Origin of the sequence: Streptomyces mobaraensis (assembly GCF_020099395.1) — a bacterium.
GTDB lineage: Bacteria > Actinomycetota > Actinomycetes > Streptomycetales > Streptomycetaceae > Streptomyces.
Genome location: NZ_CP083590.1, coordinates 7,413,947 through 7,436,472 on the forward strand (window position 1 = coordinate 7,413,947; position 22,526 = coordinate 7,436,472).

Annotated in this window: 12 protein-coding genes; 4 read left to right on the forward strand and 8 right to left on the reverse strand. The window is 75.2% G+C overall.

Annotation, left to right across the window (positions count from 1 at the left end; translation table 11 throughout):
• Positions 1-24: 24 nt before the first annotated feature.
• The 3 genes from K7I03_RS32575 to K7I03_RS32585 all read right to left on the reverse strand — a co-directional run bounded on the left by K7I03_RS32575 (position 25) and on the right by K7I03_RS32585 (position 2,383).
• A complete protein-coding gene (locus K7I03_RS32575) occupies positions 25-258 on the reverse strand; it encodes a DUF5133 domain-containing protein (protein ID WP_185943137.1) in 234 nt (77 codons plus the stop codon).
• A 220-nt stretch (positions 259-478) separates the two neighbouring features.
• Positions 479-1,726, reverse strand: a complete 1,248-nt coding sequence (locus tag K7I03_RS32580) for an RICIN domain-containing protein (RefSeq protein ID WP_224347338.1) — start codon at positions 1,724-1,726, stop codon at positions 479-481.
• Between the two features lie 162 nt (positions 1,727-1,888).
• On the reverse strand, positions 1,889-2,383 hold the full coding sequence (locus K7I03_RS32585; protein WP_185943135.1) for a MerR family transcriptional regulator: 495 nt from the start codon (positions 2,381-2,383) through the stop codon (positions 1,889-1,891).
• Positions 2,384-2,437: 54 nt separating this feature from the next.
• Here K7I03_RS32585 and K7I03_RS32590 point away from each other — a divergent pair, with 54 nt between their 5' ends.
• The 4 genes from K7I03_RS32590 to K7I03_RS32605 all read left to right on the forward strand — a co-directional run bounded on the left by K7I03_RS32590 (position 2,438) and on the right by K7I03_RS32605 (position 5,912).
• On the forward strand, positions 2,438-3,442 hold the full coding sequence (locus tag K7I03_RS32590; RefSeq protein WP_224347339.1) for an oxidoreductase: 1,005 nt from the start codon (positions 2,438-2,440) through the stop codon (positions 3,440-3,442).
• 170 nt (positions 3,443-3,612) lie between these two features.
• A complete protein-coding gene (locus K7I03_RS32595; protein WP_185943134.1) occupies positions 3,613-4,395 on the forward strand; it encodes a 3-hydroxybutyrate dehydrogenase in 783 nt (260 codons plus the stop codon).
• Positions 4,396-4,532: 137 nt separating this feature from the next.
• Positions 4,533-5,318 (forward strand): SpcZ, encoded by a 786-nt coding sequence (locus K7I03_RS32600; protein WP_221903011.1) that lies wholly within the window; start codon positions 4,533-4,535, stop codon positions 5,316-5,318.
• Between the two features lie 249 nt (positions 5,319-5,567).
• Positions 5,568-5,912, forward strand: a complete 345-nt coding sequence (locus K7I03_RS32605) for a DUF6355 family natural product biosynthesis protein (protein ID WP_185943133.1) — start codon at positions 5,568-5,570, stop codon at positions 5,910-5,912.
• Between the two features lie 73 nt (positions 5,913-5,985).
• Here K7I03_RS32605 and K7I03_RS32610 read toward each other — a convergent pair whose 3' ends face one another.
• Genes K7I03_RS32610 through K7I03_RS32630 form a run of 5 tightly spaced genes read right to left on the reverse strand, consistent with a single transcriptional unit; the run spans position 5,986 to position 21,866 of the window.
• On the reverse strand, positions 5,986-6,858 hold the full coding sequence (locus K7I03_RS32610; RefSeq protein WP_185943132.1) for a TauD/TfdA dioxygenase family protein: 873 nt from the start codon (positions 6,856-6,858) through the stop codon (positions 5,986-5,988).
• Positions 6,859-6,898: 40 nt separating this feature from the next.
• Positions 6,899-7,609, reverse strand: coding sequence for an SGNH/GDSL hydrolase family protein (locus tag K7I03_RS32615; protein WP_185943131.1), 711 nt, complete (start codon positions 7,607-7,609; stop codon positions 6,899-6,901).
• On the reverse strand, positions 7,572-8,630 hold the full coding sequence (locus tag K7I03_RS32620; protein ID WP_185943130.1) for a GSCFA domain-containing protein: 1,059 nt from the start codon (positions 8,628-8,630) through the stop codon (positions 7,572-7,574). Before K7I03_RS32620 ends, K7I03_RS32615 begins: the two co-directional genes overlap by 38 nt.
• A gap of 55 nt (positions 8,631-8,685) precedes the next feature.
• Positions 8,686-17,826, reverse strand: a complete 9,141-nt coding sequence (locus K7I03_RS32625; RefSeq protein ID WP_185943129.1) for a non-ribosomal peptide synthetase — start codon at positions 17,824-17,826, stop codon at positions 8,686-8,688.
• Positions 17,823-21,866: a non-ribosomal peptide synthetase gene (locus tag K7I03_RS32630; protein WP_185943128.1), complete on the reverse strand. Its 4,044-nt coding sequence runs from the start codon at positions 21,864-21,866 to the stop codon at positions 17,823-17,825. Before K7I03_RS32630 ends, K7I03_RS32625 begins: the two co-directional genes overlap by 4 nt.
• Positions 21,867-22,526: the final 660 nt, after the last annotated feature.

The window sequence follows — 22,526 nt, forward strand, 5'->3', positions numbered from 1 at the left end:
CGGCGGGCCGGTCCGTATGTCCGTTCATTCGCTCGCGGCCAGCAGGGAATCGTCCCGGACCCGGGCGCCCGGCAGCCGGTACCGGGCGGCGATCAGCGCGGCGTCCACGTCGTTGGTGCCCGTGGCCAGGCAGAGGAGGTAGGCGACGTCGTCCAGCCGCTGCCGCGCCTCCGGGTCACCCGACTCCGCGTGCAGCAGGTCGAGCGCCGTGTACTGCTCCACGAGATTGGCCAGAACAGCGGGGTGAGCCATCAACACGGTCACCACTCCTTTCACCGATTTCCCTGTGGGGGCCGCGCGGTGCCGCTGTAGGGGCACGCCGTCCGCGGTGAACGGGCTGCTACCCAGGTCGGCGGGGCTCATGCGACGGGGGTTCCGGGGGAGGTGCGCCGGAAACGACGGAGGCCGGACGGGCGCGCGCCCGTCCGGCCCCTCGGCGGGTACGGAACCTCAGCAGTGGAACGTCACCGGCGGGACGTCACTTGGGAACGGACCAGACCTGGCCCTTGGACCCGTTCGCCGAGTACAGCTGGATCATGGTGCCGTTCGCCGTCCGGCCACCGGTCACGTCGAGGACCTTGCCCGAGGCGACGTGCACGATGCGCCCCTTGGCGTCGACCTTCCACTTCTGCGCGGGGCCGCCGGTGCAGTCCGACAGCTGGATCGTGTTGCCGTTCTTCTTGGCGTTGCCGGCGTTGTCCAGGCACTTGCCCAGCGCGCGGAACGTCCCGTCCTTCTGTACGATCCACGACTGCGCCACCCCGCCGTTGCAGGTGAACAGCTGGACGCGGGTGCCGTTGGCCGCCTTGCCGCCCTTGACGTCCAGGCACTTCTTCGCCAGTCCGGCCACCCGGCCCTGCGGCGGGAGCGCCACGCCGGCGCCCCGGGCGAGGAAGCGCAGCCCCTGCATGTCGAACTGCTGGACGTAGGTGCCCGCGCGCTTGTCCGGGTACGCGTCGCTGGGCGTGCACATCACGGGCTTCTCACCGGAGTCGCTGCCCACCGCGCAGTCGCCCCGCTTCTCGCTGCGGTTGGCGTGCGCCATCCCCATCGTGTGCGCGAGCTCGTGGCTGATGTGGTTGCGCAGGTACGTCTCGCCCATCCACGGGATGGCCTTGCCGTCGGCGGTGAAGAACTCGCTGTCGATGTAGGCGTGTCCGCTGGTCGCCGTGTCGGGGAGCGAGGACGAGTAGAAGCCGCAGCTCAGGTTGGCCGTGCCCGAGCCGTCCCGGACCACCTTCCACGGCACGTCCGGGGTGGCGCCCGGCACGCACGGCCGCTTCAGCAGGCCGATGACGACCTCGCCGCGCGGCCGGGAGTAGTCCCAGCCGACCGGCTTGGTGTCGACCGTGTAGCGGATGTTGGTGACGCGCTGGAGGTCCGCGGCCGACGCCTTCACATAACGCGCCAGCACGTCCGCGGACTTCTGGTCGTAGAACTTGACGGTGTAGCCGGTGGCCAGCAGTTTGGTGGCCTTGTCCAGCTGCCATCCCTCGCCGTGCGGGGCCGCGGCCACGGACCGGCGGGCCGCGGGCGCCGGGCCCAGCGACATGGTGCCGTTCCTGAAGACCGTGCCGTCGGTGCGGGAGGCGCCGGAGTCCGGCACGTCCGCCGGGGCCGGCGCGGCGGCCGGACGGGCGGTGCCGGGCCCGGCCGGGTGGGAGCCGGCGGCACCGGCCGAGCCCTGGAGGCCGCCCGCGAGGGTCACCGCGGCGCAGAAGGCCACGGTGGATATTCGACGCTTACCTGTACGTTGCAATGCCCTGTGGGCCTTTCCCCGTAGGAATCCTGTCGTCCGGACGCCGTCGGTCGGGCGCCCGGATGTGACAGATGATAGGGGAGTGACGACAGGGGTTCGCACTGCCGCAACTGCCCCCGGAAAAAGGGCTTATGGGACATCGGCGGGCGCGGAAGGAAGCGGAGCCCAGAGCCCGGCGGCCGTCCCCTCGCTCACATGCCGCTCGTAGACCGCCACCTTGTGCCGGATGACCTCCAGGTCCGCCCCGAGGGCGGCGATCCTCGCGCGGACCGCCCGCTCATGCTCCCGGAGCAGCTCCAGCCGCTGCGCCTCGTTCCCGGGCCCCGACCGCACCAGCGCCGCGAAGCGCCCGACGGTCGCCACCGGCATGCCCGACGCCCGGAGCCGGCCGACGAGCAACAGCCAGTCCACGTCCGCCTGTTCGTACACCCGCCGGCCCGCCGCGTTGCGCGGGACCGGGCGCAGCAGCAGGCCCTCGCGCTCGAAGAACCGCAGGGTGTCCACGCTCATCCCGGTCGCCCGCACGGCCTCGCCTATGCAGAGGCCGCCCGCGCCGGTGCCTCCCGCGTCGGTCTGGCCCGCAACCGTCTCGTCCGCACCCGTGTCGCCCGCACTCGTGTCCATGGCGCCGCAGCCTAGCTTGACCTGGACCGCACTCCAGCTCCTAGCGTCCCGGTCATGAACACACCGCACCACGTGCCGGACGACCGCATGCGCCGGCAGCGCCCGCTCGGTTCCGGCTTCGGAGCCCACAGCACCGCCGACGACGTCCTCGCGGGCATCGATCTGACGGGCCGGACCGCCCTGGTCACCGGCGGCGCCTCGGGCCTCGGCCTGGAGACGACGCGGGCCCTCGCCCGGGCCGGGGCCCGCGTCCTCGTCGCCGTCCGCGGGCCCGCCGCGGCGGAGGCCGCCGTGCGCGCGGCGCTCCCCGCCGGGCCGCACGCCGCCGTCACCGTCCACGCGCTCGACCTCGCCGACCCCGCGTCCATCCGGGACTTCGCCGACGGCTTCCTCGCCACCGGCCGCGTTCTCGACCTCCTCATCGCCAACGCCGGTGTCATGGCCTGCCCGGAGACGCGGACCGACGCCGGCCTGGAGCTCCACTTCGCCGTCAACCACCTCGGCCACCACGCCCTCGTCAACCGCCTCCGCCCGGCCCTGAACCCGGCCGGATCCCGGGTGGTGACGGTCGCCTCCTCCGGCCACTTCCTCTCCGGCATCCGCTGGGGCGACCTCCACTTCCGCACCGGGTACGACCGGTGGCTCGCCTACGCCCAGAGCAAGACGGCCAACGCCCTCTTCGCCCTGCACCTCGACACCCTGGGCGCCGACGACGGCCTGCGCGCCCACTCCGTCCACCCCGGCAGCATCCTCACCCCGCTCCAGCGGCACGTTCCCCGCGACGAGCAGATCGCCCAGGGGTGGATGGACGCGGACGGCACCCCGGCGGCGGGCTTCAAGTCCCCCGCCCAGGGCGCCGCGACGACCGTCTGGGCGGCCACCTCGCCCCTCCTGGCCGGGCACGGCGGCACGTACTGCCAGGACTGCGACGTCGCCGGCCCCGCCACCACCGACGACATGCTCCTCGGAGGCGTCAAGCCGTGGGCCGTCGACCCCGAGGCGGCGGCCCGCCTCTGGGACCTCTCGGTCCGGCTCACGGGGCAGAACGCCTTTGCCTGACGGTCCTGAGGGGACTGACGGTCCTGAGGGGGGCTGACGGTCCTTGGGGTCCGACGGCCCTGAGGATCCGACGGCCCTGAGGAGTCCGACGGTCCCGAGTGGCCTGACGCATCCCGAGCGGCCCGGGCGGACCGTCGACCGCCCGGGCGCCCGCCGCCTACGCTGCGCCCATGACACCGACACCCGTCCCCGGAACGACGCACCACGGCCGCACCGCCCTCGTCACCGGCGCGGCGAGCGGTATCGGCGCGGCCTGCGCCCTCCGCCTCGCCGCGGCCGGGGCCACCGTCCGCGCCCTGGACCGCGACGCGCCGGAGCTAGCCGCGCTCGCCGGACGGGCGGCGGACCTGCCCGGCGCCGTCGAGACCGTCGTCCTCGACCTCACCGACCTCGACGCCGCCGAACGCGCCGCGGCCGGCGCCGACATCCTCGTCAACAACGCCGGCATCCAGACCGTGCGCCCGATTCACACGTTCCCGCCGGAGGCGTTCCACACCGTCCTCACGGTCATGCTGGAGGCGCCGTTCCGGCTGATCAGAGGCGCCCTGCCGGGGATGTACGAGCGGGGCTGGGGGCGCGTCGTCAACATATCGTCCGTCCACGGACTGCGGGCCTCCGCGTTCAAGTCGGCCTACGTCGCCGCCAAGCACGGCCTGGAGGGCCTGTCCAAGGTCACCGCCCTCGAAGGGGCGCCGCACGGCGTGACGTCCAACTGTGTGAGCCCCGGCTACGTCCGGACCCCGCTCCTCGAACGGCAGCTCGCCGACCAGGCCGCCGCCCACTCCGTCCCCGAGGAGCACGTCCTGAACGACGTCCTCCTCGCCGGGACGCCGCTCAAGCGGCTGGTCGAACCGGAGGAGGTCGCCGAGGCCGTCGCCTACCTCTGCGGCCCGTACGCCTCCGCCGTCACCGGCACCACACTCGTCCTGGACGGCGGCTGGACCGCCCGCTGACCCACGGGACCCGCCGTGCCCGAAGCGTGATCACCGCGACATCGCGCCGCGCGCCCCCGGCGGGTGAGGATACGGGGGCGGACCGGAGCGCTCCGGCCCGCGTCACGCAGCAGTACAGCGGAACAGGAGAAAGAACCGTGAGCCGTCCCGCGCCCTCCGCCGACGCACTCCCGCGCTTCCTCGCCCGGCTCGACGCCGCCGCGGCCGGCCGGTGGGAGGAGCGGCCCGCGCAGGGACCGGACCTGCCCGACCTGCCCGACTGGCTGGTCCAGCTCACCGGCGCGCTGTGGGACGGCCTGGAGCCCGGCACGGCGGGGGAGTGGGCCCGCCGCGTCCACGACGCCTGCGTCCGCCTCGACGGCCGGATCCCCCTCACCGTCGTCCATGACTGGCACGCCCGAACCGTCGTCCCGCTGCTGGCCGGACCCGGGGCCACGCCGTACGAGGCCGTACGGGCGCTGCACCTGAGGGCGGCGGAGGGCGAGCCGGTCGCGGAGGACGCCTGGGCCGCCGCCCTCGAATCCGCGCTGCGGGACGTCCACCGGCGCGCCTACCCGTACGCCGACGCCTTCGCCACGGCCGCGTCCAACGCCCTCGCCTGGGCGCGGACCAACGACTACGGCGAGGCGGAGGCCCGGGAGTTCGCGGACGGCTACGCCGAGCTCAACACCGGCGCCAACGTGACGTCGTACGCGGACGCCAACGCCCTCGTGCACGCCCGCGCGCTCGCGGCGGCCTACGCGGCGGCCGACCCGGCCGCCTACGCGGCGTGCTACCCGTTCGCCGCGGTGAACGCCTACGCCCTCGCGCTCGCCGGGCAGGGCACGGACACGGTGGACGGCCGGGAGGAGCGGCGCCGGGCGGCCTGCGGGCGGCTCGCGGCGGGCCTGGCCGGGAGCCTGGAGCGGGCCGCCGGGGCCTGAGGCGGGGGGAACGGTGAGGCGGGCGGGACCTGAGGGGCTGCCTGGGCCTGAGGGACCGCCGGCGCCTGAGGGGCCGGGGCCGGGAACCCCGGGAAAACGGACGGCCGTTCGATCCCGGCAACGCCGTTCCGGCCCCTTCGAGCACCGTCGAAACGCCTGGTGACACGGCTCCCGCCAGGCCACTCTGGCGTCGTCAGCAGCGGTGGCGGGACCGGCCCCGCCACCACCCTCCGGCGAAGGAGACGACGTATGAAACTCCGCGGATCACTGTCCGGCACGACCGCCCGGCTCGGCCTCGCGGCGGTCACCCTGGCCGGCGCCCTCGCCTGTGCCACGGTCGCCCCCGCGACGGCCGCCCCGGAACGGATCCAGGGCTGCGGCTGGAACGAGAGCAGGGGCGGCGAGCGCGCCTACTACGAGCACTGCGCCACCAACACCAACGTGTGGATCCAGGTCACGCGGTTCCCCCGGTCCAACTACCACCGCTGCGTCGGACCGGGCCGCACCAACCTGGACCTCGACGCCACCGGCGCCTGGTACGACAGCGGCTACCGGGGCGGCCTCTGCTCCCACCCGGGGGACACCGGGCCCTGACGGGCACGCCGAACGGCGGTCCGCCCCCCCCGTGAACGCGGGGCGGGCGGCCCGCCGTTGACGACGCGTCGCGTCAGGCCCGCGGCTTGGTCCCGTCGATGGCGACCCGGCGGCCGTAGCGGCTGTGCGGGTAGTAGTCCCAGATCGCGTGGTGCTGGACGCAGCGGTTGTCCCAGAACACCAGGGTCTTCGGCTGCCAGCGGACCCGGCAGACGAGCAGCGGCGTGCCGGCGATGTGCCGGTACAGCATCTCCAGCAGGGCATCGCTCTCCGCGGCCGACAGCTGCGGGATGTGCGAGGTGTACGGGCGGTTGACGAAGAGGAGCTTGCGGCCGGTCTCCGGGTGGCGGACGATGATCGGGTGCTCGTTCACCGGCACCTCGTACTCGGCCGGCGGGCCCTGCTTTCCCCACGGCTGGGCGCCGTCGTGGACGGCGGTGAGGCCCTCCAGGAACGCCTTCATGGCGGGGGAGAGCATCTCGTAGGCGAGGTGCATGTTGGCGAACATGGTGTCGCCGCCGCTGCCGGCCTCCGGTATGCGGGTGATGTGCAGCATCGAGCCGAGCGACGGCTCGGCGTCGGCGGTGCCGTCGGCGTGCCAGCCGTTGCCCGCCACGTTCCTCGACTCGGCCGACGCGCTGATCTCCAGCACGTACGGGTCGCTGTCGGGGGCGGCCAGCGCCACTGGGTGCAGCGGGCCGAAGTGCGTCGCGAACCGCTTGTGGTCCTCGGGCGTGATCTCCTGGTCGCGGAAGACCAGGACGTGATGGGCGAGGAAAGCGTCCTTGACCTCAGCGAGTTGACGCTCCGTCAGCTCCTGGGAGAGGTCGACACCGGAGACCTCCGCGCCGAGGACCGGGGTCAGCGGGTCCAGGGTGATGGTCTCGTAGGCGGGCTTCGGGCGGGTGGTGAGCGCCTTCACGGCGTCGAGTGCGTAGTCTTCCATGGCCTTTCCTGTACTGCGTCGCGGTAGGGGTGGGGGGCTTTCAGAGCCCGCGGTCGAGGAGTTCGGCGAGGATGACGCGGCCGAAGGCGAGGTTGCCGTGGATGATGTCGTCCTTCTCGCACAGCTCGGGCCGCTGCATGCCCGACGCGTCGGTGGTGCGGGCGCGCAGGTCCACGACCTCCACGCCCAGCTCGGCGACGGCTTGGCGGACGCGCTCCTGCGCCGCCATGAACACCTCGCGGTCCGACATGCCGGGCACCCGCTGCGGCGGCATCACCGCCAGCACCCGCAGGCCGAGGCCGCGGGCGTGGGCGTAGAACGCCAGCGCGTCGCGGACGCCCGCCCGGACGAGCGCGTCGAACAGCGGGCTGTCGAGGAAGCCCGGCGGGAAGGCGCCGCCGCGGGTGCGGTAGATCCGCCAGTTCTCGGTCGTCGCGACGAAGTGGGCGCTGAAGCCGAACGTGCACACCAGCGGCACGGTCAGCCGGTCCAGGCCCGCGACGCCCAGCTCGTCGAGGAACGAGCGGTAACGCGTTTCCGTCTCCGCGTCGCGGAAGACGACGTCGTTCCCGCGCAGGTCGTAGAAGCCGGCGGTGAAGTCCCGTCCCGAGCCGATGGGCCCGCCCGCGAACGGGACGCGGGCGGCCGCCGCGGCCCGGCCGACCGGACCGGCGTGGGAGTCGCCCAGCAGCAGGAAGCGGGCGGCGGCCGGCCTAGCGGGGGCTGTAGTAGTCGAGTACGGCGTCGTCACACTCGAAGTCCTCTCCGGCGGTGGGCTGGGCGGGGGAGCGGTCGGGGGCCGGTACGGCGGTATCAGAAGACGGGCGCCTTTCGAGCGCGCCGAAGAACCGGTCCATCACGAAGGCGACGCCCTCCGGCGTCACCGTCCGCAGGTTCGGCTCGAAGAACGCGCCGCGGAACGGAGTGCCGGTGACGATCTCGTACGACGGGAAGTAGTCGATGTGCGGGTGCTCGGCGGCGAGTTGGCCGGCGACGGCCCGCAGGACCGACTTCGAGTACGTGGTGGCGGTGAGGGCGTGCCCGCCGGTCGCGGTCGCCGTGAGCGGCACCGGCGAGACGGTGAGCAGCACCTTCAGCCCGGGGTTGACGGACCGGGCCAGCTCCAGGGCGGCGGTCAGGTCCCGGCGCACCTCGTCGAAGGTGAAGTTGTGGAAGACGTGCCGCGCGGGATCGAAGGTGCCGCGCAGGGTGCCCGGGCAGACCGGGTGGACCGTGCCGCTGTCGCGGTCGCGCCACGCCTCGGTCAGGCCCAGTGTGAAGATCAGGCAGTCCGCCTCGGCGAGGCCCTCGCGGACCGCGGCGAGCGTCGCCGCCCGCGCGGCGAACAGCTCCTCGGCGGAGGCGTACCCGGCCGGTTCGACCGCCGGGCGGCAGGGGTCGTGGAAGCGCCCGTCCTCCTGCCAGACCTCCTCGGGCGGCTCCTCCGCGCCCAGCGCCCACGCGAACCACTGGCGCAGCACGGCGGCGGTGTAGATGTTGCCGGTGCGGAAGGAGAACACGCCGAAGTGGCGGTCGCGGCGCTGCTCCGGCGTCAGGCCGGGCGGCGCGAGCTCGGTGTCGCGCCAGTTCATGCCCCGGTCGCGCAGGGCGCGGCCGATGTGCCGGGCGAAGCAGGACCCGGCCGTGAGGAGGACGTCGTCCTGGCCGATGGCGAACTTCGGCGTCCACAGGCCGTCGATGTCCGCCCACGCGGGCTCGGCGACCGCGGGCCGCCAGAAGGAGCGGGACGGAAGTGTCTGATAGGGATTCATGGGGTGTTGTCTCGGCCTCGGTTCGTCCGTGTGGTGGTCGGTGAGGGGCGGGCGGTCAGATACGGGCGGGCGGCTCCGGCGCCGGGACGCACGCCGCGTTGACGGCCTCGGCGACCGCCGTCACGTGCGGCGCCCGGACGATCCCGTAGTGCGTGGTGTCCAGGCACCGCGCCTCCGCCAGCAGCGGCAACCGCCCTGCCCACAACCGCCGTTGCTCCTGGGCCGGAACTCGGGACGGCAGCCCGGACTCCGCCCGGTCCGCGAGCCACAGCCGCACCGGCGTGCCGGGCAGCGGCGGCGGCTCGTGGGCCGCCATGCCGGCCAGGTTGGCGCGGCAGCAGCGCGCCAGCCGCTCGGCGTACGCCCGGGCCTCCGGACCCGCCGGGGCACCGGAGCCGGCCTCGGCCAGCTCCCGGGCGAACAGCCGCTCCAACTGCCCCTCGTCGTAGCCGAGTACGTCCTTCCCGGCGCCGGGCGGCGGCGGGTCGAGCAGGTACAGCTCCGCGACCGGCCCGTCGGCCGCCTCCGCCCCGGCCGCCATCGCCTGGGCCACCCACGCCCCGAACGACCAGCCGGCCAGCCGCCAGCGCCAGGCGTCCCGGGGGAAGCGCCGGCGCAGGGCCGCGAGGTAGCGGTCCGCGCGCTCGGCGACCGTCCAGTCCGGGGCCTCCGCGCCGCGCAGGCCCGGGTCGCTGATCAGACAGACCGTCAGCCGGGGATCGAGGGCCGACACCAGCTCGCGGTACGCCTGGACGTCGCCGCCGACCGGATGGACGAGGCACAGCACGTCGCCGCCCGCACCCTCCTGCCAGACGTCCAGCGGCACCTCGTCGGAGGGGGCACCGGAAGCGCCGGTGGCCGCCGCGAGGTGCGCCAGCACCTCCGTCAGGCTCACCCGGTGGCTCAGCCGCGACAGTTCGAGCTCGACGCCGTACTCGTCCTCGACCGTGCTGATGAGGTCGAGGAGGGTGAGCGAGTCGGCGCCGTGGTCGTAGAGCGACGCCTCCGGGTTGAGCTCGTCCACTCCCAGGGAGCGGCACAGCCACTCCGCGAGCCGCTCGGCGGCGGCCGGGGCCACCGTCGCCTCGGGCGCCGCCGGCCGGTCCCCGCCCGGCGGCGGCGCGTAGAAGACGCGCGCTTCCTCGGGATCCGTGGTGGACACCAGGAGCTGGGGCAGCCGCAGCCGCAGGGCGTCGGCGAACAGCCGCTGACCCTCCTTCACCGTCAGCCCCACCGCCAAATGCGCCTGGTGGCGGGCGTCGGCGTGCAGGGCGCCCAGCGCCATGCCGGTCTCGCTCCACACGTCCCAGTCGACGCCGATCCGCAGCGTGCTCCCGTCCCCCTGGTACCGGGCGAACCCGTCCAGCAGGCCGTTGGCGGCGGCGTAGTCGAACTGGCCGACGCCGCCGAACTGCGCCGCCATCGACGAGCAGTAGACGGCGAACGCGGGCCGGTCGCGCTCGATCAGCCGCTCCACCAGGAGCGCGCCGCGCAGCTTGGCCGCCGACGCCCGGCGCGCCGCCTCCGCGTCACGCCGGACCAGCAGGCCGCCCGCGGCCACGCCCGCCGCGTGCACCACGCCGTCGACACGGGTGGTGATCCGGTCGAGCACCGCCTCCAGTGCCGCCGTCGCGAGGTCCGCCTCCAGCAGATCGACGCGGTCGGCCCAGGGCGCCAGCTCCTCCGGCAGCTCCGCGCGGCGGGCCAGCAGCACGACCCGGCAGTCGGCGTGCTCCAGCAGCCAGGCGGCGACGCTGCGGCCGATGCCGCCCGTCCCGCCGAGCACCAGGTACGTCCCCGGGCCCACCGGCCGCGCCGGCGCCGCCACCGGGGCGGGCGCGGGCACCGGCAGCAGCGCCTGCCGCCACCAATAGCCCTGCCGCAGCGCCAGCCGGCGCGGCAGCTCCACGGCTGTGTCCGTCTCGTCCGCCGCGTCCGCCTCGGCCAGCAGCGCGGGCAGCGCCGCCCAGTCGGCCGGGGCGCGGCCCGGCAGGTCCAGCCAGCGGCCGTCGACGCCGCACTCCTGCGGCACGACCTCCGCCGCGCCCGCCAGCAGGCCGAGTTCGGGCCGGGTGACCGGGCCCTCGACGGGCTGGGCGCCGTACGACAGCCACCACGGGCGCAGCCGCGTCCCGGCGGGCAGCTCGGCGGCGGCCCGGAGCAGCGCGGCGGGCGTGTCGAGACAGGCCCACCGGGCGCGGTCCAGCGACTCCTCGCCGACGGGGCCTTCGACGGCGAGCGGCAGCGCGTGCAGCCAGTCGACCGTCTCCGCCCCGGAGGCACCGAGCGCGTCGAACACCAGCCGCAGCGACGCCGGGTCGGCCGGGTCGGCCTCGTACCGGTCCGCGCCCACGCGGGCGAAGGCCGCCGCGGCCCGGACGTGCGCCACCCGCTCGTACGCCGCCTCGAACGGGCGCAGCGTGCCGTCCGGGAGGGGGCCGTCCGTCAGGACGACGAGGGTGCCGGCGACGCGGGACGCCGGGTCCGCCGCCGCGTGGTGCCGCCGCACCCAGTGCGGCTGGCGCAGCCACTCCGCCTCCGGCAGGCGTTCGGGCCAGGAGGGCTCCGGTGCGGGGGCCGTCTCCTGTGCGGGGGCGGCCCGTTCGACCTCGTAGCGGGCCAGGTCGAAGGCGGGCGGCGGGAAGTCCCAGGGCGCCTGCGCCGGGCCCGCCGGCCAGCGGACGTCCGTACCGGCCCGCCAGGCGGCGGCCAGTTCCCCGGCCGTCCGGCCCACGGCGTCGACGGCCGTGCCGTCCGCCGTCACGGCCGTGCCGCCGGTCACCGTCCGCAGCCAGGCCACCGCCTCCGCCGCGTCGGCGCACACCGCCGCCGCCCGCCACCGGTGGGCCGGCCGCCCGGCCTGGAGGTGCCGCAGCACCCGCCCGTACGCCTCCGGGCGCGCCTCCAGGTAGTCGGCGATCCGGGCCGCGTCGGCGCGCAGCCCGGCCTCGCTGCCGCTGGACAGCGGCAGGACGGGCACGGCCGGCCCGGCCGCGTCGCGGGCGGCCGGTTCGACGGCCTCCAGGACGACGTGGGTGTTGGTGCCGCCGATGCCGAAGCTGCTCACCGCCGCGACCCGCGGCCGGTCCGCGGGCCAGGGCTCCGCCGCCGTCGGGATCCTGAACGGCAGCCGCTCGTCGGCGATCTGCGGGTTGAGCCGCCGGAAGCCGACGGTCGGCGGGACGATCCCGTGGTGCACGGCGAGCGCCGCCCGGACGAGACCGACGACGCCCGCCGCGGCCCCCAGGTGGCCCAGCTGGCTCTTCACCGACGACAGCGCGCACCGGCCCGGCTCCGCCAGGCCGTACGCCTGCCGCAGCGCGCCCACCTCTATGGGGTCGCCGAGCCGGGTGCCGGTGCCGTGCGCCTCGACGTAGCCGAGGTCGGCGGCGGTCCGGCCGCTGCGCCGCAGCGCGGTACGGATCACCTCGCGCTGCCCGGCGAGCGACGGCGCGCTGTAACTCATCTTGTCCGCGCCGTCGTTGTTGACGGCCGAGCCGGTCACCACGGCGTACACGGTGTCACCGTCCCGCCGGGCCAGCCGCAGCGGCTTGAGCACCACCACGCCGACACCGCTCGCGCCGACCGTCCCGGCCGCGTCGTCGCTGAAGGGGCGGCAGTGCCCGTCGGGGGAGAAGATGTGCTGCGACTGGTAGCGGTAGCCGCCGGTGAGCGTCGGGTCGACGAGGACACCGCCGGCCAGCATCACCTCCGCGTCCCCCTGGCGCAGCAGCCCGGCGGCGACGTGCACCGCGAGCAGCGAACTGGAGCACGCCGCCTGCACGGTGAACGCCGGGCCGGTCAGCCCCAGGTGGTAGGCGACCTTGGTGGTCAGGAAGTCCTTGTCGTGGTGCTGGGCCAGCCGGAACGCGTCCGGCAGCGCGGCCGGGTCGGCGTCCCGCAGCAGGGTCTGGAAGTAGGTGTTCTCCCCGCAGCCGGCGACGATGCCGGTGCGCCGCGCTCCCGTGTCGCCGGTGATCCCGGCGTGGGCCAGCGCCTGTACCGACGCCATCAGCAGATGGCGCTGCTGCGGGTCCATCAGCCGGGCCTCCTGGCGGCTGATGCCGAAGTGCTCCGGGTCGAAGTCCAGCGGGCCCGACAACTGGCTGCGCGCGCCCACGAGTCCGTCGGCCGCCTCGAAGGTCTCGATGCCGCGCCGGCCCTCGCGGACCAGGTCCCAGAAGGCGGCCAGGTCGTCCGCGCCGGGCAGCCGGACGGCCATGCCGACGACGGCGATCGGCTCGTCGGCGGCGGGACGGTCCTCCGCGACGGCGGGAGAGCCCGGCGCCGCGTCCCCCGCGACGGCGGGAGAGTCCGGCGCCCCGTCCGCCTCCAGGAAGCGGGCCAGCCGCCGGACGGAGACGTGCTCGAACAGGTCGGGGATCGAGAACCGCAGCCCAGGCTCGCCGGTGCAGCGCAGGTGGAAGCGCATCAGGTCGAGGCTGGACGCCCCGGCGTCGAAGAAGCGCTCGTCCGGGCCGACCGGACGGCCCAGCACCTCCTCCAGCAGCCGCGAGATCCGCGCCTCCAGCGGCGTCGGCGCCGGCCCGGAGGCACGTCCCGGGCGCAGGTCCGTCCCCGGCGCCGCCAGGGCCCGGCGGCGGTCCAGCTTGCCGCTGGGCGTCAGCGGCAGCGCCTCCACGACGCGGAAGCGGTCCACCCGCACGTGCGCGGGCAGCAGCCCGGCCAGATGCCTCGTCAGGTCGTCGGCGGCCGGCGGCTCGCCGTGGCACTGGAGGGACGCCACCAGGCGCCCGCCGTCCTGCGCCACGACCGCGTTGACGACGGCCGGGTGGCGCAGCAGCGCCGCCTCCACCTGCCCCAGCTCCAGCCGGTGACCGCTCAGCTTCACCTGCTGGTCCTCGCGGCCCAGGTAGTGCAGCAGCCCCCGCCGGTCGAAGGCCGCCCGGTCGCCGCTGCGGTAGAACAGCCCCTCCCCGGGGACCTCGGTGAACCGGGCGGCGTTGAGGTCGTCGTCGCCCAGGTAGCAGGGCGCGGCCATCGGGCCGCCGATCAGCAGGCTGCCCGGGCAGCCCGGCGGCACCGGCTCGCCCGCCGCGTCCACCACCCGCAGCACCGCGCCCGCCACCGGGCGGCCGATCGCCGGGCGGGACGGCCAGCCGGCCGGGTCGCCGTCCAGGCACAGCCCGCTGACGACGTGCGTCTCGGTCGGCCCGTAGTGGTTGAACAGCCGGGCGCCCGGCAGTCCAGCGAACCAGCTGCGGATGGCGTCGGTGCACAGCAACTGCTCGCCCGCCGTGACCACTTCGCGCAGCCGGGACGGGAAGCGGCCCAGCCGCACCCCGTGCTCGGCGAGCAACTGGAGGGCCACGTAAGGGAGGAAGAGGCGCTCGACGCCGGCCGTCTCCAACTGCTCCAGCAGCGCGGGCGCGTCGCGCCGCCAGCCGGGCCGGACCAGGTGCAGCCGGCCGCCGCCGGTGAGGGTGGTGAAGATCTCCTGGAACGACACGTCGAACGACAGCATCGAGAACTGCTGGGTGACCGCGGACCCCGCGAGCCCGCCGTCCGTCTCCTGCCAGCACAGCAGGTTGCACAGCGTCGCGTCGGGCACCTGGACACCCTTGGGGCGGCCCGTGGAGCCGGAGGTGAAGAGGGTGTACAGCGGGCGAGTGCCCGGGTTCTCCGGGAGGTCCGTGCCGTCCGGGGCCGCCGACAGCACCACCGGGTGGCGCGGCAGCCCCTCCGGGGCGATGGCGTCGAGCGCGGGGGCGCCGCCCGGCGGGACCAGTACGCACAGCGGCGCCGCCTGGTCCAGCACCTGCCGGAGCAACTCGGGCGGGTACGCCGGGTCCAGCGGGACGGCGGTCACCCCGAGCCGGGCCAGCGCGAGGAGCGCCACCACGTGCTCGGCCGACGGCTCCAGGTACAGGGCGACGCTCGCCGGACGGTAGGCGGGCGGCAGTGGGTGCCGGTCCCTGATCTCGAGGGCCAACCCCTCAGCGTACGCCGCGAGTTCGGCGTAGCGGATCTCCCGTCCCTCCGGCGTCACCACCGCCGTCGCCTCCGGGGTGCGGCGCACCTGGCGGGCGAAGCCCTCGGCCACCGTGGCGAACGCCGGCTCGGCCGCCGGGCCCCGGCCGGGCTCCGGCAGGGCGCGCCGGTAGCCGGCCACCAGCTCGGCCGGGGTCGTGTCGCCGCCCTCGGCGAGCGCGTCCAGGCCCCGCCGGAACAGGCCGTCCATGGCGGCGACCTCGTCGGCCGTGAAGTGGTCGGCCGCGTACTCCCACAGACAGTCCAGGCCGTCGCGGCGCTCCACGACGGACAGCGTCATCGGGCACTTGGCGTCCGCGGGCGCCGGCCACAGCGGACGGGCCGTGACGCCCGGCAGGGACAGCGCGGAGAAGTCCGTGTTCTCCAGGACGAACAGGAAGTCGAAGGGCGGCCCGTCCGGGCTGGCCGGCCGGTCGGCCAGGACGTCGGCGAACGCCACGTCCTGCCGCTCCAGCACTTCCCGCACCAGCCCGCCCTGGCGCAGCAGTTGACCGCGCAGACTCTCGCGCGGCGCCACCTCGACGGGCAGCGGCACGGTGTTGGCGAACATGCCGACGCTGTCCGCGAACTCCCGCACCGGCCGGTTGGCCACCGGGCCCGCCAGCCGCGGCCGGGTCCGGCCCGCCACCCCGTACAGGCTCCACGCGTACACGCCCAGCAGCAGCTGGAAGCGGGTGAGCCCCAGGTCGGCGCAGAGCCGGTCGAGTACCGCGCGCCGCTCGCCGTCGAGCGTGGTGCGCAGCAGCCGCCCCGGCTCCGCCGGCCGGGGGAGGGACGGCAGGGCCGGTTCCGCCTCCTCGACGCCGTCCAGGCGTGCGCGCAGCGCGGCCCGCTGCTCGGCGTAGCCGGGCGTAGCGAACCAGGCGGCCTGCCACCCGGCGAAGTCCAGCGGCGTGGGCACGGCGGCCGGCTCCTCGGGCTCCGCGCCGGACACCAGGGCCGCGTACGCCGCGGACACCTCCTCGAACAGCACGTTCAGCGACCAGCCGTCGATCGCGATGTGGTGCAGCCGCAGCAGCAGCGTCCCGCCGCCGTCGCCGTCCGGAAGCCAGCGGGTGTGGAACATCTCGGGCCGGGCCAGGTCGAACGGCGCGGTGAGGAAACGGCGTTGCGCCTCGTCCCCGGTGTCCGTGCCGGTCACCCACGGGTCGTAGGGCGCGCCGACCTCCTGCCGCAGGCCCTCGGCCGCGGGGACGAAGGCCGTACGCAGCGCGGGATGGCGGGCCACCAGCCGGCGCAGCGCCTCGCGGAGCGCGCCGGTGTCCACGGCGCCGTCCAGCCGGAAGGCCATGCCGACGTGGTACGCGCGGGAGTCCGGGTCCCGCTGCTGGAGCAGCCACAGCCGCTGCTGCTCCGAGGTCGCGGGCGCGGTGAGGGCGTTCGTCGGCGCGGGCACCGGCGGGTACGCGGCCGGGGCGCCGTCGCGCAGGGCGGCGAGGGCGGCGGCCAGGGACGCGAAGTCACCCTCGACCACGGCCGCGCGCGGCGGCTCACAGCCCCAGCGGCGGCGCGCCTCGAAGCGCAGCCGCAGCGCCTTGAGCGAGTCGCCGCCACTGGCGATCCAGCGGTCGCCCGGCCGCAGGCCGGTGACACCCAGCACGTCCTCGGCCAGGTCCAGCACCTCGCGCTGCCACGCCGTCACCTCGTCGGCGCCGACCGCGCGTTCGGGGCGCCACGGCTCCTCGGCGCCCGCGAGCAGCGCGGCCTCGTCGACCTTGCCGTTGGCGTTCCGCGGCAGGGCCGCCACCCGGTAGAGGTGGTGCGGGCGCATGTACGGCGGCAGGGCCGCGGACAGATGGCGGTCGAACTCCTCGTACGCCAGCCCCTCGTCCGGCACCACGAACGCCAGCAGCTCCAGCACCCCGGCCGCGTCGGGCCGGGCGCACACATGGGCGCGGCGGACGGACGGATGGGCGGTGATCCGCTGCTCCAGCTCGCCGGGCTCGATGCGGAAGCCCCGCACCTTCACCTGCCGGTCCGCGCGCCCGACGTAGGTGACGAGCCCGTCGTCGTCCAGCCGGACGAGGTCGCCGGTGCGGTAGTACCGCTCCCGGCCGCCGTCGTGCCACGGCAGGCGGACGAACGCGCGGGCGGTCTCCTCGGGACGGTTGCGGTAACCGGCTGCCAACCCCTCGCCGGAGAGCAGGAGTTCGGCCAGCTCGCCCGGGGCGGCCGGGCGGTCGTCGGCCACGGCCAGCGTGCCGGTGCCCGGCAGCGGGCGGCCGATCGGCACCGCGTCGCCGTCGAAGTCGCGCGGGATCGGGTGGATCAGCGCGAACGTCGCGCACTCCGTCGGCCCGTACACGTTGTAGAGCGTCGTGGCGCTGCCGGGGTTGGCGCGGTACCAGTCGCGGATGACGCGCGGGGTGAGCTTCTCACCGCCGATCAGCACCTCGCCGATCCCGGAGAAGCAGTCGGGGACGGTGTCGGCCACGGCGTTGAACAGGGCCGTGGTGACGAACAGGGTGTCGACCCGGGCGTCGCGCAGCGCGGCGTCCAGCAGCTCGGGCGACTGCGCCGTCGCGTCGTCGATCACCACGCAGCAGCCGCCGGTCAGCAGCGGCACCCACACCTCGAAGCTCAGCGCGTCGAACGCCGGGTTGGCCAGCCAGGCGTGCCGCTTCGGGCCGCCGGGCCGCAGCCAGCCCGGCCGGGCCAGCCGCAGGATCCCGGCGTCCGGCACCTCCACGCCCTTGGGGAGGCCGGTGGTGCCCGAGGTGTAGAAGACGAACGCCGTGCCGGACGGGTCGGCCGCCGGCTCGTCCGGCTGCTCGTCATCCATCGCCGGGCCGGCTTCCAGGGCCGCCGCCTCCAGCGGGGTGACGCCCTCGCCCGCGCCGGCGGGCGGCGTCCCGTCATGCACCACGACGGTGGCGCCCGAGTCGGCGAGGATGTGCCGCTGCCGGCCGGCCGGGCTCTGCGCGTCCAGCGGGACCACCACCGCGCCCAGCCGCAGCACGCCCAGCATCACCCGGACCAGTCGCGCCGAGCGCGGCAGCGCCACGGCCACCGCCTGCCCCGGCCGCACCCCGTGGGCGCGCAGGGCGCGGGCGACGGCGGCGGAACCGGCGTCGAGCGCGGCGTAGTCGAGGATGTGGTCGCCCTCCACCACGGCGGGGGCGGACGGGGTGCGGCGGGCCCGGTCGAGGACGCTCCGGGCCAGGCCGAGGGGGATGTTCGTCATCGTGTCTCCTGCGCCGGGGCGGTACGGGGGGTGGGGACGGCGGCGGGGGACGCCGGGAGGCGGGACAGCTCGGCCTCGATCAGCGCGGCCACGCGGGTCACGCCGCCGCCCTCCAGCACGTCCCAGTGGCCGCACGCGAGCGGCTCGACGGTCAGGTCCGCGCCGGTCCGACGGGTCCAGAACTCCCGCTGGCGGGCCAGCTGTCCGGGCGCCACCCGGTCGTCCTCCGGGCCCTCGGCCTGGAGCAGCACCGTGCGGGCGGCCGTCGGCGGGACCTCGTAGTCGCGCGTCGTCAGCCGGCTGTGGTTGTAGACCTGGAAGTACCGCTCGATCTGCTCGTCGTCGATGCCCGGGTACATCCCGTTGAAGCGGACGAGCTTGTCGCGGAACTCGGCGAGCTCCACCGGCTCGATCGCGGCCCGCTCGGCGGGGTCGTCGGTGCCGTGGGTGTCCAGCAGCACGACGCTCACCTCCGTGCGGCCGGCCGCCGCCAGCCTGCGGCCCATCTCGTGGGCGATCAGGCCGCCGTACGACAGCCCGGTGAGCACCAGCGGCCCCTCGGGCAGCGGCTCGATCAGCCGCAGGTACTCCTCCGCCATCGCCTCGACGGTGGGCAGGAACGATTCGCCCTCGTTGAGGCCCGGTGCCTGGACGCCGGTCACGCCGACCTCGTCCGGCAGCAGCCCGGCAAGCGGCAGGTAGCAGAAGGCCGTACCGCCGGCCGGGTGAACGCAGACCACCCGCGCCGCACCGGCCCCCGCGCGGAACTCGATCAGGCTCCCGGGGCGGCGCCCCGCTGCGCCCTCGCGGAGCAGGCCGCCCAGCGCCTCGATCGTCGGGTGCAGCAGGACGTCCCGCACCTGGAGCGTCACGCCGAACGCCTCGCGGACCGCGTGCGCCAGCTTGATGGCGGAGATCGACGTGCCGCCGAGGGCGAAGAAGTCGTCCCGGACGCCGATGTCCTGGTGCAGCAGGACACTCCGCCATATCTGATACAGCGTCAGTTCGATGTCGTCGCGCGGGCTCGCCTGGTTGACCGCGGCCGGGCCGCGCGACGCGGCCCGCTCCAGCACCGCCGCGCGGTCGAGCTTGCCGTTGGCCGTCAGCGGCAGCCGCGGGAACTCCACGAAGACCTGCGGGATCATGTAGTCCGGCAGCCGCCGGGCCAGCGCCGCCCGCCACTCCGCCGCCGGACGCGGCTCCGCGCCGTCCCGCCCCACGGCCGCCACCAGGACGGGTCCGCCCCGCGCGGCGCGGTCCACCAGCACCGCCGCCTCGCCGACGCCCGGCTCGGCCCGCAGCGCGGCCTCCACCTCGCCCGGCTCGATCCGGAACCCGCGCAGCTTCACCTGGTCGTCCCGGCGCCCCGCGTACTCCAGTTCGCCGTCCGACAGCCACCGGGCCAGGTCGCCGGTGCGGTACATCCGCCCGCCCGGTACGAACGGGTCGGCCACGAACCGCCCGGCTGTCGGCCCCGGACGGCCCAGATAGCCGCGGGCCAGGCCCGCCCCCGCCACGTACACCTCACCCGGCACACCCGGCGGCACCGGCCGCAGCCGCTCGTCCAGCACGTACACCCGGGTGTTGGCGATGGGCCGGCCCACCGGGCTCTGCCGGTCCAGTGGCCGGGGCGTGAAGTACGCCGTGCTGTACACCGTCGTCTCCGTCGGCCCGTAGCCGTACAGCAGCCGCAGCCCCGGCAGGGCCTCGGTGAGACGGTGCAGCGTGCCCTCGGGCAGCGACTCCACTCCCGTCAGCAACTGCCGTAGCGCCAGCCCCTTCAGCCGCTCGCCGGGGGCCTCGTCGATCCACCGGACGAAGGCCGGCGGCAGGAACGCCTGCGCCACCCGGTGCTCCCGCATCCAGTCCAGCAGCGCCGCCGGGTCGAGGCGCACCTCGTCCGGGACCGGGCACAGCACGCCCCCGGTGGTCAGCGGCAGCAGCAGCTCCTGCTGGGCCACGTCGAAGCCGGTGCTCGCCCACTGCGACGCGGGCTCGCCGGGCAGCGCGCCGCAGCGTGCCACCCAGTGGTCCAGCAGGTTGAGGACGGCGCGGTGCGGCACCGCCACGCCCTTCGGACGGCCGGTCGAACCGGACGTGTAGATGACGTACGCCAGGTCGTCGGGGGAGACGGCGACGCCGGGCGCGTCCTCGCGGTCCGCCGCCACGGAGGCGAGCGCCGTCCAGCCTTCGGGCGGCGCCGGCTCACCGCTCAGCACCACGGCGGGACCGGCGTCCTCCACCATGCCGGCCAGCCGCTCGTGCGGCAGGTCCGGGTCGAGCGGCAGACACGTCCCACCCGCCTTGAGGACGCCGAGGGCGCCCACCGCGAGCTCCGCCGACCGCCGGACGTGCAGCCCCACGACGTGGCCGCGCCGCACGCCCCGGGCGATCAGGGCGTGGGCCAGCCGGTTGGCGCGCCGGTCCAGCTCCGCGTAGGCGAGGCGGACGGTGCCGTCCACCACGGCCGGCGCGTCCGGGCGCGTCCTGGCCTGCTCCTCGAAACGCTCCACCAGCCCCGCCGGGGCGCCCGGCAGGGCGGTGGCGTTCCACTCCTCCAGTACCCGGCGGCGCTCCGGCCCGTCGAGCAGCGTCAGATCCGCCACCGGGCGCTCCGGGCCGTCCGCCATCCACGCCAGCACCTGCCGCAGCCGGCCGACGTACCGCTCGGCCGTCACCTCGTCGAACAGCGCCTCGGCGTACCGCAGGCTGCCGGTCAGCCGGCCGTCCTTCTCCGCCGCCATCAGCGTCAGGTCGAAGGTGGCACCCGGCGCCGGGAGCGGCAGCGGCGTCACCTCGGTGCCCGTCAGGTCCAGCGCGCCGCCGTCCGTGTACTGCCACGCCAGCATGTTCTGGAACAGCGGGGTGTGCGCCGGGCTGCGCACCGGTTTCACCAGCTCCACCACGTGCTCGAACGGCAGGTCCTGGCGGCGGAGTCCGGCCCGCGCCACCGTCCGTACGCGGTCCAGCGCCTCGGCGACCGTCGGTGCACCGGACAGGTCGACGCGCAGCGCGAGGGTGTTGACGAAGAATCCGGCGACGTCCTCGACGTCGCCCCGCCGGCGGTTCGCGACGGGTATCCCGACGACGAGATCCCGCTGCCCGGACATCCGGGAAAGGAGCAGGGACCAGCCGGTGAGCACGGTCATGAACAAACTGGCGCCCTGCCGCTCGCCGAGCGACTTCACCGCCGCCGTCAGTTCCGCGTCGAAAGCGAACCGTACCTCGGCGCCGCGGTAATCCTGTTCCGCCGGACGCGGCCGGTCCGTGGGGAGTTCCAGCAGCGGCGGCGCCCCGGTCAGGGATTCCGTCCAATAGGCGGCCTGCTCCGCGAACGTTCCGTCCTCCCACTCCCGCTTCTGCCGCACGGCGTAATCCGGGTATCCGGAGACGAGCGGGGGCAGCGGGTCGGGCGCACCGCGCAGGAACGCGGTGTAAAGGGCGCCGAGTTCCCGCATCAGCAGGACTTCCGTCCACCCGTCGTAAATGGTGTGGTGGAAGGTCAGCAGCAGGTGGTGCCGGTCCTCGCCCAGGACGACCAGCCGGCCGCGCGCGAGCGGGCCGCGGGCCAGGTCGAAGGGGGCCGCGGCCTCCTCCCTCCGCAGTCGCTCCAGCCGCCGCTCCACCTCGGCGTCGGCGCCGACGGCCCGCGACAGGTCGTCCACGGACAGCGCGAACCCGGTGTCCGCCGGGTCGACCTGCTGGAACACCTCGCCGTCCACCGCCAACAGGCGAGTCCGCAGGGCCTCGTGGCGTGCCGTCAGGGCGTCGAGCGCGCGGGCCAGGGCGGAGCGGTCGAGGGGGCCCCGCACGTCGAAGGCGAGCGGTACGTGGTACGCCTCGCTCGCGCCCGGCAGTTGGGCCAGGAACCACAGCCGTCGCTGGGCGAACGACGCCGGGACGCGGTCCGGCGCGGCGGGGTCCCGGGCGAGGCCGGCCGACACGCCATCGGGGGCGGCGGGCGGCCCGCCGGCCGCCGCCTTCCGCGCCGCGTACGGCTGTTGGGGGAGAGGGGCGCTGGGGGTCTGCTGCGCGGGCAAGGCTGCTTCTCCTCAAGGGGAGGTGGTTCTGCGGCGGGCTTCCGCCGCCCGGGGCCCGGGATCGCCGGACGGGAGGGACGGGAACCCGCCCGGCACGGCACCGCTTTGTACGGAGGGGGAAGGGGGAAAGCGGGGCCGCGTGGGGGCGTGCGTTCGCGTGGGGGGAATCCGGCTGCTGCACCGGTAACGACCGGCCGTCATGAACGACTTCATGAGGCGTCGTCAAGCATGGCAAACCTCCGGGCCGCACTGGTCGCCGGGGCGTGACGAACGCGGGACGACAGGCGCCGTGTATCGGTGTCTGGGCTGTACGGCGATGATTGATCACTGAATGAGGAGTGTCAATGGGTGATCGCCTGAATGTGATCCTGCTCCCGCATCCTGCGGCCGTCAGATAGATGGCCAGGGCAATGACCGCTTGCGGGGAAGGGGAGCGCTTCCGAAACTCGAAGGGTATGCGCAGGTCGCGACCGCTGAGAATACCGACGGGTAATACTCGCGTGACCGCCATGATCAAGATCGAAAATCGAGGAACGTCCGAGGGTCCGGTCCCGAGATCGGTCGGCTAAAGCGGTAAAGGCCGCCTGCCGCATCGGTGAATCGGACGGCGCGCCGCGGAGCCCGGGCCGGGAGGGGCGCGGGGGCGGCGGGGCGGCCGAC

Coding starts and splice junctions, on each gene's coding strand:
- K7I03_RS32585 (WP_185943135.1), bottom strand. CDS start 2,383: ATGGACACGAGTGCGGGCGACACGGGTGCGGACGAGACGGTTGCGGGC.
- K7I03_RS32590 (WP_224347339.1), top strand. CDS start 2,438: ATGAACACACCGCACCACGTGCCGGACGACCGCATGCGCCGGCAGCGC.
- K7I03_RS32595 (WP_185943134.1), top strand. CDS start 3,613: ATGACACCGACACCCGTCCCCGGAACGACGCACCACGGCCGCACCGCC.
- K7I03_RS32605 (WP_185943133.1), top strand. CDS start 5,568: ATGAAACTCCGCGGATCACTGTCCGGCACGACCGCCCGGCTCGGCCTC.
- K7I03_RS32610 (WP_185943132.1), bottom strand. CDS start 6,858: ATGGAAGACTACGCACTCGACGCCGTGAAGGCGCTCACCACCCGCCCG.
- K7I03_RS32620 (WP_185943130.1), bottom strand. CDS start 8,630: ATGAATCCCTATCAGACACTTCCGTCCCGCTCCTTCTGGCGGCCCGCG.
- K7I03_RS32625 (WP_185943129.1), bottom strand. CDS start 17,826: ATGACGAACATCCCCCTCGGCCTGGCCCGGAGCGTCCTCGACCGGGCC.